The following is a 15,324-nucleotide window of genomic DNA, read 5'->3' on the forward strand; positions in this document are numbered from 1 at the left end:
CCCCTGTCGCGTTGTTGTGAAGTGAGTAAAGCAGGCTTCACAACATTCAGTCAAGCAAGCTTCGCGAAAAAGTGAAGCGCACTTTCCGCAGGAGCACGAAAAAACCCGCCACGGTGGGCGGGTTGGTCGGGCGGGGGTAGGCGGTCAGTTCACGCCTGGGCCTATCGGCGGCGCAGGTTCATATCGGCGATCACCACTCCGACGATGGAGCAGTTGCCGTTGATCTCCAAGTAGCGGCGCGGCCAGTCGGGGTTGAGGGCCATCAGCAGCTTGTCGCCGCCCGGCTCCTGGACAAACCGCTTGAAGGTTGCCTCGTTGGTGTCGGTGAGCACGGCGACAACGTCGTCGCCTCCCTCCGGCTGCACGGCGGGGTCGACATAGATCAGCGTGCCGGGGTTGTAGCGTGGCGCCATGCTCTCGCCGGCAACCCTTAGGGCGAATGTGTCGTCGCTGGCACCTGGCGGGCGGGGGAGCCATTCGGTCTCCTCGGGGTCCAGGTCGACAACGCACACTTCGCTCCAGGCGCCTGCCTGCACCCAGCTGATGACGGGCACCGCGCCGTGCATCGCCGGGGCCGGCTCTACGTTCTGGTTGATGCCGTAGACATTCGGGGGTTCCCGGGTGCCATCGACCATGTGCCCCTTCCCTTCAGCCAGCCACTTCTCGGAGATGCCTGCCACCTGCGCCAGGCTGCGCAGGTTGCTGTACTTCAGCTCCTCCACGTCGCCCTTCGACCACTGGGTAACGGCCGTCCTGCTGACTCGGCAGAAGTCGGCTATCTCACGCTTCTTCACGCCGTTGGCCACGGCGTGTTCTATCGCGGCAATGATCCGCTCTCGTTTGTTCATAAAGCTAGCTTAACGGGTTGCTCGCAAAGTCAGGTTGATTAAAGCTGTGAAGTGCGCTTGACTGTTGGGCATGAAACGGAGGAGCCCGCTCGATGAAGAAGGCAGATGCGATCGATCACTTCGGCAGCCCCTCGAAGCTGGCGAAGGCGCTTGGGATCACGATCCAGGCCATTGGCCAGTGGGGCGATACCGTCCCTCGCTCCCGGCAATACGAGCTCGAGGTGCTGACCGCTGGCGCCCTGCGCGCCGACACCTCTCAGCGTAAGCCGCGTGCGCCCCGCGCTCAGCGCGCCTGAGGGTGCTGTATGGCCATCCATCTAAGACGGGGGACGCAGTGATGAAGAAGGCAGATGCGATCGACCATTTCGGCAGCAAGGCCGCTCTGGCCGCGGCCCTGGGCATCACGGTTCAGGCCATTGCGCAGTGGGGCGAAGACGTGCCTGCACGCCGCTCCCTGGAGCTGGAGAAGGTCACCGGCGGGGCGCTGAGGGCCGAGCCCCCTTTAAGGGAGCCGGGCATGCGAGCGACGACCGCCGCGTGACCAGGGTGACGGTACCCGCCACTCACCAACCGGAGGAGCCCCCCGCAGCGTTCACCACCGACGAGCAGCACCGGGAGATCGCCCGGCTCTCAACCCTCGTCGCCCGGCTGGCGCTGTTGATCGAAGACACCCAGGGGCTCGGCAACCATGCCGCCGAGTACAGCCTGCAGGTTCAGTACCACCAGGCCGCGGCCGAGCTGCTGCGTTGCATCGAGGCCTGGGGAAACGGGGGCGACGAGGCATTGCGCCGTCGCCATCTGGAGCGGGCCGCCGAGTTCCAGGCGCGGCTCGACAGCGACGGCGAAACGAACAGGGATCCATCATGAATCAGCCACTGCTACCCACCACGGCCGCCGACATGGCCGAGCGCCAGCAGACCCGCGAGGCGCTGATCACCTCGACCAGCCGCCTGGCGTTCGAGGTCGAGGCCGCCGAACGGGAGACCGATCGGCTTGCTCAGGTGCGCCTGCGCATGCAGTTCCACCGCGAGATGGCCGAGCTGATGCTCCTGACCCCGGCCTGGTGCCCGGAGAAGGCGGCGACGATCCGCGACAACCGCCGTGGGCACCTCGACGTGCTCGCCGGGTATGAGGCTGAGCTGGCGCAGCTGGAGGGGCGGGGATGACGGCCGATGTGCTCAGGTTCCCCCACCAGGCAAGGCCCCGGAGGTCGCAGCAGGTGACGTCGTGGAATGCCGATGAGGACGAGGCGCTCGACGCCCTGCCGCTCGAGTGCCAGGTGATCTACCTGCGCGTGATGCGGCGGCACATGGACTATGCCACGGGCATCGTCGGCCGAGTGCGGCGCATCGACTACCGCCAGATCCTCGAGCGGCTGGAGTACCGCCCGCCGGCGGGCAGCCGCGAGGAGCCGGTGACCTACTCCCGCGACCAGGTCAAGCGCCTGATCCAGCGGCTGGTGACCGCCGGCCTGCTGGTCCGCCTGCACGACACCACCCGCGGCGTGGCCCCCATGGAGTTCTACCTGCCGCTGGCCGATGCCGATGGCGTGCCGGAGGCGGTGGCCGGCCAGGAGGGTGCAGAAAATCCGCAGGGGGGTGCAGAAAATAGCCCGCCACGGCAGAACCCGCATGGTGCCGGCGCTGGCACCGGCCAGCCCGCCACGGAGGGGGCAGAAATTCCGCAGGGGGTGCGCCACGGGAGCGCCACGGGAGGAGCGCCACGGCAGAACCCGCATGGTAGAGCCTCTGGTGAGGGTCAGCCCGCCAGGGGGGCGCCACGGGAGGAGCGCCACCCTTCCGGTACCTCCGGTGTAGAGGCTAACGCCTCTACGAGTACTAACGCGCGCGAGACTGGGTCGACCGATGCTGGCGCCCAGCCCCGCCCCCCGAAGGAGCGCCCCGATGCCGCGATCCAGAACCGCAGCGCCTCGCAGTGGGGCACCGCCGATGACCTGGCGCTGGCCGAGTGGATGGCCGCCCGGGTCGATGCCCTGCCCGGCGGCACTGAGCGTCGATCGATGGCGGCCTGGGCGAACGAGATCCGGCTGATGCGCGAGCGCGACGGCCGGGAGCTGCGCCACATCCGCGCGCTGTTCGCCTGGGCCAACCGCGACGAGTTCTGGCAGGTCAACATCCGATCCCCCCGCAAGCTGCGCGCCCAGTGGAAACCGCTGGCGATGCGCCGCAACCAGGAACGTGAACGCGCCAAGGCGCAGGAGGCCCGTCATGCCCAACAGCCAGCCGGCGGCCAAGGTGCTGGACGCCGCCGTATGTCCGCGCAGGAAGCGCGTGCTCAAGCCCGAGCCCAGCAGCAAGGCGGCTCAGGGAACGTCTACGACGGGGACTGCACCCCGCGTGACGGAGAGTGAGGTGGATCACGTGTTCAACGCCATGGGCGACCTGTTCGGGGCGAAGTTCTCCAGCCAGTGGGGCGCCTACGACGCCGAGGGCAAGTGGCTGGCCGAGCTGACCCACCTGAGTGTGCGGCACCTGGAGCTGGGGATCACCCGCTGCCGCGAGCAGGTGCGCGAGGCGGCCCGCTCCGGCGACGAGGCCTGGCCCCCGCAGCCGGTGGCGTTCGCCGCTCTGTGCGAGCCGCGGCCGGAGGATGCCGGCCTGCCGGCGGTGGCCGATGCCTGGGCCGAGGCCTGTGCCCACGCCCACGAGCCGCGCGGCCACCGCTGGAGCCACGAGGCGGTGCGCCTGGCGGGCAACGCCACGGGCTGGTGGGAGCTGCGCCACGTGCAGCCGAGCCGGGTGGATCGCCTCGAGCGCCGTTTCGGCCGGGAGTACCAGGCCCTGGTCAACCGGGTGATGGCCGGCGAGGGCCTGGCCGAGCGCCAGTTGCTCGAGCACGACGGCAGCCGCAGCCCGGCGGAACTGGCCGAGCGGGCAGGCCGGGAGGCCGCCCAGGCACAGGCGGAGGCCGCCGGCCTGCCGCCGACCATGAAGGCCGACGAGGGGCTCGCCGCCCTGCGGGCCGCCGTAGGGAGGGAGTGACCATGAGCGCACTGATGCAACCCACCGGCAACGAAGTCTCCCGCGAGGGTCTGGACGACGTGCGCCGCTCCGGCCGGGCCGGGCGCCAGCAGATGGCGATCCTGTGCCACCTGTACTGGCTGGCCAATGGCCAGGGCCGTACTCGGCAGAACATCGCCGCCGCCCTGGGCCTGGCGCTCTCCAGCGTCTGCGGCCGCTGCGCCGAGCTCGCCGACCTGGAGCTGATCGCGCCGATCGGCACTGTGGGCAAGCCCGCCCGCCAGGTGCTGGGCATTACCGAGAAGGGCATCGACTGGCTGCTGGCCGCGATGACCGCCGACGAGGAGGGCGACCACCATGGCTGATCAACCCATCCCCCTGGACCGCGCGATCCTGCTGACGCTGCTGCGCACGCGGCAGGGCACGGCGCTGACCGTCAACCACCTGTGGCGGCGGCTGACCAATGCCGGCGGCGCCGGGCCGAGCTGGCGCGAAGTGGCCAGTACCGTCACCCGGATGGAGCGCCACGGGCTGCTCGAGATCGTCGGTGACGAGCTGGTCGGCGAGGACTGCCGCCCGCAGTACGCCCTCACCGGCGCCGGTCGGGCCCTGGCGCATCAAACCCGGCAGCTGCGGCCGACGGCCCTCGAGGAGTTCGCCAATGGCTCTGCCTAAACAGCCCGTGCAGGACGGCCTGTTCGCCGTGGAGCACGACATCAGCCTGAGCGAGGCCACGGCCTACCGCCGGGGCCGGGAGGCCCGAGACCGCGGCGCCAGCTTGCACAGCCTCGCGCTCAGCACCTACGACGCCTGGTTCGCCGCCGGCTGGCACGACCAGGACATCGAGATGGGCAACCGGGTCATCCCGACCCAGGAGGTGGCGGCATGACGACCCAGGCCGCAGAGATCGACGACCGCATCCGCCTGACCGCCATGCAGGCCCGGGTGCTGGAGGGGGTGGTCTCCGAACACCGGCAGACTCACCGCGGCGTGCCGATCCTGATCGTGCAGGCCTACTGCAACGCGCTCACCGCCCGGGACCAGGGCCGCGTGCTGGCCGCCCTGGCGGACCTGCGCCGCCTGGAGCTGATCCGCGTGCGGGGCGAGGCGGTGCTGCCGGCGCCCGGGGCGATGGACCGGATCCAGCCTGGCGAGCCTGCCGCGGAGGCGCCCGGGCCCCGGGCCGCCGCGGGGGATGCCCGCCCGCCGGTGCGCCCACCCAGCCGCGATACCCTGCGCCCGGTGGTGGGCGGCGCGCCCAAGCCGGTGACCAGGTCTGAGGCGGCGGCATCACGCCCCGCGAAAGCCTGCCAGGCCACTGACTGCAATCGCCCGGCTCTCGAGGTGCCGAACGCCTCGCTCTGCGGGAAGTGCCGGGAGCGCATGAAGTGGCCCGGTAGTCAGCCCCGAGTGGAATACCCCGCCACCGCCGAGCGCATTCATCCCGAGGGTGGCGTAGCCATCTCCGCCGAGCTGCTCGACCGCTGCGCCGCGATGCATCTCTCGCTGCTCGAGCAGGCCCTGGCCGACTACGCCCAGGGCGACGAGGCCGCCGGCCGGGAGATCCTGTGGCTGCGCGAGACGGGCCGGCAGCTGGTGGCTGCAGGGGGTGGGGCATGAGCCGGAGACACGATCAGCAACAGGCCCTGAGCTATCGCAGCCGCCTCGAGGCCTCCGAGTCCTCGGCCGCCGGCATGGGCTGGCGCGGGTGGCTGGCGCATCGGTGCCGGCGCCTGGCGGCCCGGCTGGATGGCGATATATCGCTGCGCCTGCGGGTGGAGACGCTGCCCTGCCTGGAGCGACAGGAGGTGGCCCGCTGCGTGGAAGCGGGGCTGGCGCACGCCAACACCCTGTTGATCGACGCCTGCCGGGCCGAGGCCATGGAGGGGCACCTGCGTGCCGAGTGCAGCGAGCTCTACGACGACCAGGCGGATGCGCTCATCCCGTGGAGGCCGCGCCATGGCGACTGATCAGCAGAAGGGCGGCCGGCTGGCGCGAGAGGCCGCCATGCTCGGCGACCTCCCGGCGTTCGGCCTCTACCTGGATGCTCGCCGCCGGCGCCAGCACGGCATGACCGAGGACCAGCTGCCGGACGGCACTCACACCCCGGAGGACGCCGCCGACGCTATCCGCCGGGCGTGCGGGGTTCAGAGCCGGGCCGAGCTCGACCACAACGAGGCCGCCGCGGCGATGTTCCGCCGGATCGTCGCTGACTTCGGAAACTGGAAGCGCAGGAGGGAGGGCGCATGCTGAGCACCCGCGCCAGCGCCATATCCCCTACGGCGGATAATCGGCAATTATCCCCCGCAGCGGATATGAGCGAGCCCAACGAGAAGCCCCGGGATTCCCGGTACCACAACGACCCACGGAGGCGCGGATGAGCTGGCGCGACTACGGCCGGGCCCCGGGCCGGCGGAGGAAGACCCGGGCGGACGGCAAGCCTCGCCGCAAGCTGGTGGACTGGGAGGGTCAGGAGCAGGCGGTGCTGATCCGCTGGCTGCTGGGCGAGAAGATGCGCGGCACCGCGGTGGGCGAGCTCTATGACGCCACCTATCACGTACCCAACGGCGGGTACCGGTTGGGCAAAGAGGCCGGGCGGATGAAAGCGCAAGGCGTGAAGGCCGGGGTTTCGGACCTGGTGATCCGCCAGGCCCGCGGTGGCTGGCATGGCCTCTACCTCGAGTTCAAGGCCGCGCCGCCCCGGGATGCCGCGCTGGCCGACAGTCAGCATGAGTGGTTGGACGATAGCGAGTACGAGGGGTATTGCCCGGCGCTGGCGCGGGGATTCGAGGAAGCCCAGGCGGTATTGAGGGAGTACGCCAGCTGGCCGCGCACCCTGATAGTCGGCTGGCGCTGGGAACTGGAGAACGGCACGGACTGGAGACGGGGAGACGACGATGGCGATGGCAGCACTGGCGCAGACCGAGGGGAGGGGTAGCGTGACGGCACAGACCAGGGACTACGAGCGCATGGGCATCTGGCAGCTGCGCGAGCTGGCGCGCCAGCAACACCCGGAGCACGACGGCGAGGCGGCCCGGGTGTTCGTCCGCCGGATCCTCGACATGGAGGTGGAACGGCGAACGCTGCACCCGACCCATCTGGGGTTTCATGCCGACAGCCCGCTGGCGCACGCCGGCGAGCACCCAGGCGGCACCGACATCGCCCGGGAGCCGCTGGCGATGATGTACGACCGCGGCATCCGCACCCACGAGAACCACGAGGCCGTGCGCCGCTGGCTGGCCTGGGCGAACATCCCCGAGCGCCAGCTGCTGGCGCTGCTGATCCAGGCGCGCAAGTTGGACCGCCGGGCCCGGGGGAGTGAGTGGGCGGCCAACTATGACCAGATCGCCGCCAACATCGGCCACTATGCCCAGCAGCTGGGTTATCCGCGCGTGTCCCCGGTGCCTGGGCACACGTTCGAGTGCATCGAGGATCGGCCGGTGGAGGATCGCGGCCGCCGCCAGTGGCAAGTGGTGCCGCGCAGCGAGGCGGAGCGCGTCGAGATGGCCGAGCGCCACGCCAGGGCGCAGGAGGGCGGTCGCCGGCGGGTGCGGACCGCCCACCAGGTGCCGGCGTTCCGAAATGGCCAGGCGATCAAGGACGCGGCCAAGTCGGCCAAGGCCCAGCTGATTCTGCTGGCCAAGGTAGGTTATCCACAGGAGGAGATTGTTTAGCACAACATGTTGCACTCGATCCACGGTTGAGCTACCTTCTGTGTAGCTTGGCGATCGTTCCGCCAGGCGCCAGACATCATCGCGGCCCGCCGGCACCCACCGGCGGGCCGCTTTCGTTTGCAGCGGATGGGTCAGACAGCAAGACGCCGGGCTCATAACCCGGAGAAGTCGATGCAACTCCGGCATCCGCTACCAATTTATGCCGCCCGGCGTTCCCTCCCTGTCGCGCCAGCCCCGTGGGCGGCCCCTATTTCGTGATGACGCTGCCACCTGGCGCGTCTTGCCCCTCGTGCGGGGCCTTTTCTTCATGCCCAGACGACGAGTCGCTATGTCCACACGAGTTGCGATCCACGAAGGAGCGCGGGCCGCGCCCGTGGGGGCCGCCTGGGCCACGATGGTCAACGCCGATCCCTCCACCCAGGTCTCGGTGGTGGTAGGGGTGCTGACCTGCCTCTACCTGGCTCTGCAGATGTGGTTGATCGTCCGCCGGCTGCGCTCCGAGCGCCGCAAGCTCGAGATGGCCGAGCGGGAGCACCGCAACGCCCTGGTCCGGCACGATGAGGAGATGGAGCGCCTCCGGGAGGGAGAGTCGTGACGGGCCTGAAGCGCCTGACCCTGGCGGCCGGCGCTGCCGGCGCGCTGGCCTTGGGCACGGTGAGTCACTTCGAGGGCAAGGAGAACACCGCCTACGTCGATCCGGTCGGCGTGGTGACGGTGTGCTATGGCCACACGGCGACGGCGCGGATCGGGCAGACCCATAGCGACGAGGAATGCGAGGAGCTGCTCGCCGGCGACCTGGGCGATGCGTTCGCCGCGGTGGACGAGCATGTCGAGGTCGAGCTGCCGCCCACCCGCCGGGCGGCCTTGGCCTCGTTCGTTTTCAACGTGGGGGAGGGGGCGTTCCAACGCTCAACTCTGCTGGAGCGGCTCAACGCCGGCCAGGTGGTCGAGGCCTGCAACGAGCTGTCCCGCTGGGTGTATGCCGGCGGCGAGCAGCTGCCCGGTCTGGTCCGCCGGCGCGATGTCGAGCGCTGGATGTGCCTCTACGACGAATACGCGACCCTGGTGGCCGGCGACGATGAGTGACCATCCCGAGTCCCGCGACTGGTGGCGCAACCGCCGCCGGCTGGCCCATTGGGCGATGGCCGCGGCGATCCTCGAGACCGCGGCGCTGTTCTGGCTGCCGCTGCCCGAGGCCGCCTTGTGGCCGACCTATGGGCTATGGGGCACGGTGATCGGCGCCTACATGGGCACGGCCATCTGGGATGACGTGGTGGCCCGCAGGTTGGGGCAACGATGATCCGACTGCTGCGATTGATACCGGGGTGGGTGTGGGCCGCCCTGCTGGCCGTGGCGCTCGCCGGCGGCGGCTGGCTCTACCTGCAGGGCTTGGAGGCCGCCCGGAACCTGGCGGCCGCCGAGCGAGACGCCGCCCAGGCCGATCTCGAACGAACCCAGGGGGAGGTGGCCGCGCTGACCAGCGCCCTGGAGTGGCGCCGCGAGAACGCTCGTAACCTGCTGGCCGCCCTCGAGCAGCGCGAGCAGGCCCTGGCCGACGCACGCGAAACGATCCGGGGGCACCTCGAGGCGCTCGACCGGCTGGAGGAAGACGATGCCGAAGTGGGCGACTGGGCTGCTCAGCCTCTGCCTGATGCTGTGGCTCGCTGGCTGCGCCAGCTCGGCGCCGCAGACGGTGCCGGTGCTGGTGACGCCGATGGTGCCGCCGAGCCTGACCAGCCCCCTCCCGCATCCCGCCGGGACGGTCGCAACGAACCGGGGGCTGCTGGACCTGCTCGCTGAGTACGACGGGCTGCTGCGGCGCGCCAACGCCGATCGCGCGGCTGTCGTCGAGATCCTCAGCCACGACGCCGGCGCCGAGGAATGAACGGCCGGGGGCCAGTCACCCAGCGTTTCCGCAACACCGCAGCCCTGGTGCTGCTGGTCCTGCTGCTGGCATTGCTGCTCAGCGCGATGCACTCGCACCGACGCCACCGGGCCAGGCACTGAGGGCATACCGGCGACGCGCCAACCCTCGCCGAGGCCTATGGCGCGGGTCCTCCCGGCGGCCCCCACCCCCGTCCACGGGGACGCAGAGCCTCGGATTTCGACAAAATTTCGGCATTCCCTGGTCGTCAGCAGCACCCGGGGCAATGCCGCGTGGTTGCTGGCTTTCATGGTGCCGAGGGTGCCGAAATGCAGAGGGGTGCGGTGCCGAACATAGGATGACCGTCGTGTGGCTGAGATCAACCGCCTGGAAGAGGCCTACAACTGGAACATCAGCAGGCTGGCGGATGCGTTCGGGCTACATCGGGATACGGTCCGCAAACGCCTGAAGGTGGCAGGCGTGGTGCCGGCGGGCACCCGCAACGGGGCCAACGTTTATGCCCTGAAGGATGCCGGGCCGGCGCTGTTCGGCGAGACCCATCTTTCCGAGGGAATGGACCCCTCGAAGATGCACCCCCAGGACCGAAAGGACTGGTACACCTCCGAGCTCTCCCGCGTGAAGCTCGAGAAGGAGATGCGCCTGCTGATACCGGTCGAGGACGGTCACCGCGAGATGAGCCGCCTGGCCAAGGCCGTCGCCTCTGGGCTGGACAGTTTGGCCGACATGCTCGAGCGCGATGCCGGACTGCCGCCGGAAGCGATCGAGATGGTCGAGCAGACCACCGACGCCCTGCGTGAGCAGATGTATCAGGCGATCGTCGACGACGAGGGTGATGAGGAGGCAGCCGATGGCTAGCACCGCCAGCGCCGCCGCCATTCGCCGCGACGTCGCCGAGCTGATCCGCCCGCCGCGCCGCATCCGGGCCAGCCAGGCCGCCGCCGAGGTGATGAAGGTGGTAGGCGGCGACGGCACGGTGCGCGACTGGTCGCCGGACGCCACGCCCTACATGGTCGAGCCGCTCGACTGCATGGGCAGCCGCCGCTATGACGCGGTGATCTTCGTCGGCCCCGCGCGGACCGGGAAGACTCAGGCCCTGGTCGACGGTTTCACCGCCTACAAAACCGACTGCGATCCCGGTGACGGTGTCATTGTGCAGATCAGCGAGGACAAGGCCCGCGAGTACAGCAAGAAGCGTATAGGCCGCATGCTGCAGCACTCGCCCAAGCTCAACGCTCGGCTGAGTCCGCGCGGCCACGACAACAACGTCCACGACATCGTCTTCCGCGCCGGCAACTACTTGGGCATCAAGTGGCCGTCCAAGAACGTGCTGGCGAGTTCGGACTATCAGTTCGTGCTGCTGACCGACTACGACCGGATGGGGGAGGACATCGACGGCGAGGGTGACGCCTTCACCCTCGCCAGCAAGCGCACCCAGACGTTTGGCTCCACCGGCATGACGCTGGCCGAGGCCTCGCCGGGGCGCGAGGTTACCGATCCGGACTGGGAGCGGCCGGCGGATCAGCCGCACATGGCAGACCCGACCACCGGCATCCTCGATCTCTACAACCAGGGCGACCGCCGGCGCTGGTACTGGCAGTGCCCTGAGCCGTCGTGCCGGCGCTGGTTCCAGCCGATCAAGGACCACTTCAACCCGCTGTCGAAGCGGGTGTGCTGTGCCCACTGCGGTGTCGAGGTCGACCCGAAGCACAAGCGCGCGCTCAACCTGTGCGGCCGCTGGGTGCCGGAGGGCTGCGATCTGACCCTCGAGGGCGAGCTGATCGGCACGCCGCGCCAGACCCGTATCGCCTCGTTCTGGATGGAAGGCCCTGCCGCCGCGTTCCAGAGCTGGGCCAGCCTGGCCGACAAGCTGGCGCGGGCGGAAGAGACCTACCAGCAGACCGGCAGCCAGGAGACGCTCAAGACCGTCATCAACACCGACTGGGGCCTGCCGTATCGGCATCGCCGCAGCGAGACCCAGCGCTCCAGCCAGCAGCTGATGGACCGCGCCGAGCAGACCGAGCGGCGCACCGTGCCCCACGGCGTCAGGTTCCTCACCGCCACCGTCGACGTGCAGGGCGGCAAGCATCGCCGCTTCGTCGTCCAGGTGCACGGATGGGGCGTCAACCGCGAGAAGTGGATCATCGACCGCTTCAACATCAAGGAAGACCGCGGCCCCGACAACGACCAACCGCCCCGCCAGATCAGCCCGGCCACGCAGCCCGAGGACTGGGACCTGCTGACCCGCGACGTGCTCAAGCGCTCCTATCGCCTCGCCGATGGCAGCGGCCGGCGCATGCCGATCCTGGCCGTGGCCGTCGACACCGGCGGCGAAAAGGGCGACGACGGCGAGTCGGTCACCAGCCAGGCCTACGACTGGTTCCGCCGCCTGCGCAAGGACGGTCTCCAGTCCCGCGCCTACCTGGTGAAGGGCGGCAGCAGTAAGACGGCCAACCGCGTCACCAAAAGCTGGCCCGACAACACCGGGCGGAAGAGCCGCAAGAGCCGCGCCCGTGGCGACGTGCCGCTCTACACCCTCGGCACCGACCTGCTCAAGGACGCCGTGGCCGCCATGATGGACCGCGACAACCCCGGCGCCGGCTACATGCACGTGCCCAGCTGGCTCGGCCGCTGGTGGTACGACGAGCTGACCTACGAGGTGCGCGACCCGGCCACCGGCAAGTGGAGCCGCCCCGGCAAGCGACCCAACGAGGCCTTCGACCTGCTGGTCTACGACTCGGCGCTCGGCATCATCCTCGGCATCGAGAAGCTCGACTGGTCGGCGCCGCCGCCCTGGGCCGCCGACTGGGACGAGAACCTGCTGGTGTATCGCCCCGGCGAAGAGCCCGGCCAGGCGCCGACCACCCAGCAGGCCGCGCCGTCGCCGCAGAAGAGACGCCGCCGCAAGGTGGCCAAACCCCGAATCTAGGAGCCGCCCATGGCCTACACCGCCGATGATCTCGCCCAGGTGAAGCAGGCCATTCTCGACCTGGCCGCCGGGCGCCGCGCCACGATGGTCACGCGCGATGGGCGCACCGTGCAGTACGCCCGGGCCGACATCGCCAAGCTGCGCGACCTGGAGCGGACCATCTCCGCCCAGCTGAACGCCGCCAGCGGCGGCCGCCGTTCCCGCACTCGCTACGCCGCCACCAGCAAAGGGCTCTGACATGACCGCGACCGTGAAACCGCGCATCCGCATGACGATGCGCGGCGGCCAGCTCGTGCCCATGCGGGCCCAGGCGTCCTACGAGGGCGCCTCGAGCAGCCGCCGCATGGCCGGGAAAGGCACGGTGGTGTCCGGCCCCAACGGCCCGATAGCGCGCTCGCTGCCGCTGCTGTGGTCGCGCAGCCACAACGCCATCCGCAACAACGCCTATGCCCAGAGCGCGAAGGAGAAGCACATCTCCAACCTGGTCGGCACCGGCATCAAGCCGCAGTGGGGCGACCCGGAGATTCAGGCGCTGTGGGACCGCTGGGTGGCGGAGTGTGACGCCGATGGCATCGACAACTTCTACGGACTGCAGGCCCTGGCCGCCGGCAGCCAGTTCGAGGCCGGCGAGGCGCTGGCGCGGATTCGCTTTCGCAGGTCGAGCGATGGGCTCTCGGTGCCCATGCAGCTGCAGCTGATCGAGCCCGAGCACCTCGACCCGAACTTTTCGCGCGCCTTCGGTGGCCGCCTGATCAAGATGGGCATCGAGTTCGATGGAATCGGGCGCCGCACTGCCTATCACCTGTGGCGGTTCCATCCGCACGAGAAGCTGACCAGCGAGCTCAACGAGCGGGTGCCGGTACCGGCCGACAACGTGGTCCACATGTTCCGCCGCACCCGGCCCGGCCAGCTGCGCGGCGTGCCCGAGCTGACCTCGGTGATCGTCCGGCTCTACGAGATCGACGAGATGCAGGACGCCACGCTGGCCCGCCAGAAGCTGGGCCAACTGTTCGGCACCTTCGTGCACCGCAAGACCGCGCACGATCCCGAGGACGACGGCCCGACCTTCGGCGAGCTGGTCAGCGCGCCGGGTGACATCGAGCCGCTCGACGAGTTCACCCCCGGCGGCATCCACTACCTCGAGGACGACGAGCAGGTCACGTTCTCCAACCCGCCGGACATCCAGGGGCAGTACACCGAGTGGCTGCGCTCCGAACTGCTGGCCGTGGCCGCTGGTGCCGGCATCACCTACGAGCAGCTGACCGGCGACCTCAAGGGCGTCAACTACTCCAGCATACGCGCCGGGGTGATCGAGTTCCGCCGCCGTGCCGAAGCCCTGCAGGCGATGCTGATCGTCCACCAGTGGTGCAAGCGCATCGCCGCCAAGTGGCTCGACGTTGCAGTCACCAGCGGCGCCCTGGTGCGCCCCGACTACTGGCGCAACCGGGCGCGGTATCTGGCCATCGACTGGATCGCCCCGAAGTGGGAATGGGTCGACCCGCTCAAGGAAGTCACCGCCGACCTCATGGAGGTGCGCGCCGGTTTCGCCCCGCGCAGCGAGAAGGCCGGCGAACGCGGCTGGGCGCTGGATCAGCTCGACGCCGAGATCGCCAAGAGCCACCAGAGCGCCGACGACAACGGCCTGGTGTTCGACTCCGACCCGCGCCGCGTGAACAAGAGCGGCGCACTGCACCAGGCCCTCCAGACCCTGGCCGACACCGAAGAAGAGGACTGACCCATGCCCTGGTTTTCCATTCAGGCGCGGGAGGACAACCCGCGCCACGCCGTCGTCGTGATCGACAAGCCCATCGGTAGCGACTGGGCGCCGGACTGGATCAACGACTTCATGGGCCTGCAGCCGGCCCGGGAATTCATCGCCGCCGTCGACGAGCTCGGCGAGCTGGACGAGATCACGGTCGAGATCAACAGCCCGGGCGGCGACGTCGCCAGCGGCGTGCGCATCTACCACTACCTGCGTGGCCACTCGGCCAAGGTGCACACCCGCGTGACCGGCATGGCGGCCAGCATCGCCACGGTGGTCATGATGGCCGGCGACACTCGCTCCATGGCCATTGGCAGCAACATGATGACCCACCGGGCCAGCGCGCTGATCTGCGGCGCCTTCAACGTCGCCGACATGGAAGAGATCGCCAGCAACCTGAAGAAGGTCGATGCCTCGCTGGTGGAGATCTACACCACGACCACTGGCAAGAGCGCCGACGAGATCAGCGGCCTGCTCGACCAGGGCGATACCTACCTCGACGCCGAGGAAGCGCTGGACTGGGGCTTCGCCACCGACGCCGATGAATCGCTGCGGGCCGTGGCCAGTGCCGACATCACGCCATTCATGAAGCAGCTCGAGCAGAGCAGCGAGATCGCCAAGCTACGGGCGGAGCTCAAGGGGCAGGGCGGCGGTGCCACCATGACCGCGGCCGATGCGCTGGCGCTGGCCTTCGATCTCACCCCCGAGCAGGCCGAGGCCCAGGCCGCCGATCTGGGTGACCAGATCATCGCGCTGCGTCAGCGGGCCGAGCCGAAATCGGAGGCGGAGGCTGCCAACGTGGTCGCTGGGTTCATCGAGTCTTTCCCGTCTCTGGCTATTGCCGTCCAACACCAGGAGGAGGGCAAACCGGTAGCTCTCATCGCCAAGGCCCTACAGATGGACGCCAAGGACATCGTTGCCGAGCCCGGCAAGGCAGTTCAGGCCATCAAGGCGCTGCAAACTGGCGCTGGAAATCCTGACGAGATCCTCGCCGCCGAACGCACCCGTGTCTCCGCCATCGCCAAGGCCTGCCAGACCACTGGCCAGCATCAGCTGCTCGAAAAGCTGGTGGACAACGGCATGCCTGAAGAGCAGGCCTCCGAGTACATCTTCGACGTCGCCGCGGCCAGCGGCGACGGCCAGCACATCAATGGCAGCCACTCGCCCGAGGGCGGCCACCGCGCCGGCATCGACTACGGAAAGATCTACGCCCGGCAGAACCGCAAGGCCGGCGCCTGACGCCCGGCC

At 69.4% G+C, this 15,324-nt stretch carries 24 protein-coding genes and 1 tRNA gene; 24 read left to right on the forward strand and 1 reads right to left on the reverse strand.

The features are described from left to right. Positions 1-161: 161 nt before the first annotated feature. Entirely contained in the window at positions 162-848 is a 687-nt protein-coding gene (locus QC818_RS10770) for a LexA family protein (RefSeq protein WP_309652863.1), read from the reverse strand. 92 nt (positions 849-940) lie between these two features. Between QC818_RS10770 and QC818_RS10775 the strand changes: the two genes are divergently transcribed. From QC818_RS10775 to QC818_RS10890, 24 genes are all read left to right on the forward strand, one after another. After that, on the forward strand, positions 941-1,144 hold the full coding sequence (locus tag QC818_RS10775) for a Cro/CI family transcriptional regulator (protein WP_309652864.1): 204 nt from the start codon (positions 941-943) through the stop codon (positions 1,142-1,144). A gap of 41 nt (positions 1,145-1,185) precedes the next feature. Then, entirely contained in the window at positions 1,186-1,389 is a 204-nt protein-coding gene (locus tag QC818_RS10780) for a Cro/CI family transcriptional regulator (protein WP_309652865.1), read from the forward strand. Next, positions 1,386-1,715: a hypothetical protein gene (locus tag QC818_RS10785; protein ID WP_309652866.1), complete on the forward strand. Its 330-nt coding sequence runs from the start codon at positions 1,386-1,388 to the stop codon at positions 1,713-1,715. The genes QC818_RS10780 and QC818_RS10785 overlap by 4 nt, the downstream gene beginning before the upstream one ends. Continuing rightward, positions 1,712-2,014: a hypothetical protein gene (locus QC818_RS10790; protein ID WP_309652867.1), complete on the forward strand. Its 303-nt coding sequence runs from the start codon at positions 1,712-1,714 to the stop codon at positions 2,012-2,014. Before QC818_RS10785 ends, QC818_RS10790 begins: the two co-directional genes overlap by 4 nt. Beyond that, positions 2,011-3,219 carry a hypothetical protein gene (locus tag QC818_RS10795; RefSeq protein WP_309652868.1) on the forward strand — a complete coding sequence of 403 codons (1,209 nt, stop codon included), beginning with the start codon at positions 2,011-2,013 and terminating at the stop codon, positions 3,217-3,219. The genes QC818_RS10790 and QC818_RS10795 overlap by 4 nt, the downstream gene beginning before the upstream one ends. 1 nt (position 3,220) lies before the next feature. Next, a complete protein-coding gene (locus QC818_RS10800; RefSeq protein WP_309652869.1) occupies positions 3,221-3,850 on the forward strand; it encodes a replication protein P in 630 nt (209 codons plus the stop codon). Positions 3,851-3,852: 2 nt separating this feature from the next. After that, entirely contained in the window at positions 3,853-4,194 is a 342-nt protein-coding gene (locus tag QC818_RS10805) for a hypothetical protein (RefSeq protein ID WP_309652870.1), read from the forward strand. Further along, entirely contained in the window at positions 4,187-4,504 is a 318-nt protein-coding gene (locus tag QC818_RS10810; protein ID WP_309652871.1) for a hypothetical protein, read from the forward strand. Before QC818_RS10805 ends, QC818_RS10810 begins: the two co-directional genes overlap by 8 nt. Further along, positions 4,491-4,718 (forward strand): hypothetical protein, encoded by a 228-nt coding sequence (locus QC818_RS10815; protein ID WP_309652872.1) that lies wholly within the window; start codon positions 4,491-4,493, stop codon positions 4,716-4,718. Before QC818_RS10810 ends, QC818_RS10815 begins: the two co-directional genes overlap by 14 nt. Continuing rightward, complete coding sequence (locus QC818_RS10820) at positions 4,715-5,449, forward strand: hypothetical protein (RefSeq protein ID WP_309652873.1); 735 nt, start codon at positions 4,715-4,717, stop codon at positions 5,447-5,449. Before QC818_RS10815 ends, QC818_RS10820 begins: the two co-directional genes overlap by 4 nt. Next, positions 5,446-5,799 (forward strand): hypothetical protein, encoded by a 354-nt coding sequence (locus QC818_RS10825; protein WP_309652874.1) that lies wholly within the window; start codon positions 5,446-5,448, stop codon positions 5,797-5,799. Before QC818_RS10820 ends, QC818_RS10825 begins: the two co-directional genes overlap by 4 nt. After that, a complete protein-coding gene (locus tag QC818_RS10830) occupies positions 5,789-6,082 on the forward strand; it encodes a hypothetical protein (protein WP_309652875.1) in 294 nt (97 codons plus the stop codon). Before QC818_RS10825 ends, QC818_RS10830 begins: the two co-directional genes overlap by 11 nt. A gap of 124 nt (positions 6,083-6,206) precedes the next feature. Continuing rightward, entirely contained in the window at positions 6,207-6,767 is a 561-nt protein-coding gene (locus QC818_RS10835; protein ID WP_309652876.1) for a VRR-NUC domain-containing protein, read from the forward strand. 1 nt (position 6,768) lies between these two features. Next, positions 6,769-7,503 carry a hypothetical protein gene (locus tag QC818_RS10840; RefSeq protein ID WP_309652877.1) on the forward strand — a complete coding sequence of 245 codons (735 nt, stop codon included), beginning with the start codon at positions 6,769-6,771 and terminating at the stop codon, positions 7,501-7,503. Between the two features lie 121 nt (positions 7,504-7,624). Continuing rightward, positions 7,625-7,698: transfer RNA gene (locus QC818_RS10845), tRNA-Met, on the forward strand. A gap of 133 nt (positions 7,699-7,831) precedes the next feature. Next, positions 7,832-8,098 (forward strand): hypothetical protein, encoded by a 267-nt coding sequence (locus QC818_RS10850; protein WP_309652878.1) that lies wholly within the window; start codon positions 7,832-7,834, stop codon positions 8,096-8,098. After that, the gene (locus tag QC818_RS10855; protein ID WP_309652879.1) at positions 8,095-8,589 is read left to right on the forward strand and encodes a lysozyme; all 495 of its coding nucleotides are present in this window, start codon (positions 8,095-8,097) and stop codon (positions 8,587-8,589) included. The genes QC818_RS10850 and QC818_RS10855 overlap by 4 nt, the downstream gene beginning before the upstream one ends. Then, the gene (locus QC818_RS10860; RefSeq protein ID WP_309652880.1) at positions 8,582-8,803 is read left to right on the forward strand and encodes a hypothetical protein; all 222 of its coding nucleotides are present in this window, start codon (positions 8,582-8,584) and stop codon (positions 8,801-8,803) included. Before QC818_RS10855 ends, QC818_RS10860 begins: the two co-directional genes overlap by 8 nt. A gap of 414 nt (positions 8,804-9,217) precedes the next feature. Further along, positions 9,218-9,388, forward strand: coding sequence for a hypothetical protein (locus QC818_RS18430; protein WP_445351949.1), 171 nt, complete (start codon positions 9,218-9,220; stop codon positions 9,386-9,388). A gap of 348 nt (positions 9,389-9,736) precedes the next feature. After that, the gene (locus QC818_RS10870; RefSeq protein ID WP_309652882.1) at positions 9,737-10,243 is read left to right on the forward strand and encodes a DUF1441 family protein; all 507 of its coding nucleotides are present in this window, start codon (positions 9,737-9,739) and stop codon (positions 10,241-10,243) included. Beyond that, the gene (locus QC818_RS10875) at positions 10,236-12,314 is read left to right on the forward strand and encodes a phage terminase large subunit family protein (RefSeq protein ID WP_309652883.1); all 2,079 of its coding nucleotides are present in this window, start codon (positions 10,236-10,238) and stop codon (positions 12,312-12,314) included. Before QC818_RS10870 ends, QC818_RS10875 begins: the two co-directional genes overlap by 8 nt. Positions 12,315-12,323: 9 nt before the next feature. Then, a complete protein-coding gene (gene gpW / locus QC818_RS10880; RefSeq protein WP_309652884.1) occupies positions 12,324-12,551 on the forward strand; it encodes a gpW family head-tail joining protein in 228 nt (75 codons plus the stop codon). 1 nt (position 12,552) lies between these two features. Beyond that, on the forward strand, positions 12,553-14,049 hold the full coding sequence (locus QC818_RS10885) for a phage portal protein (protein ID WP_309652885.1): 1,497 nt from the start codon (positions 12,553-12,555) through the stop codon (positions 14,047-14,049). Positions 14,050-14,052: 3 nt separating this feature from the next. Further along, the gene (locus tag QC818_RS10890; protein WP_309652886.1) at positions 14,053-15,315 is read left to right on the forward strand and encodes a head maturation protease, ClpP-related; all 1,263 of its coding nucleotides are present in this window, start codon (positions 14,053-14,055) and stop codon (positions 15,313-15,315) included. The last annotated feature ends 9 nt before the right edge of the window (positions 15,316-15,324 follow it).

It is taken from the genome of Halomonas koreensis (genome assembly GCF_031451675.1).
GTDB lineage: Bacteria > Pseudomonadota > Gammaproteobacteria > Pseudomonadales > Halomonadaceae > Halomonas > Halomonas koreensis.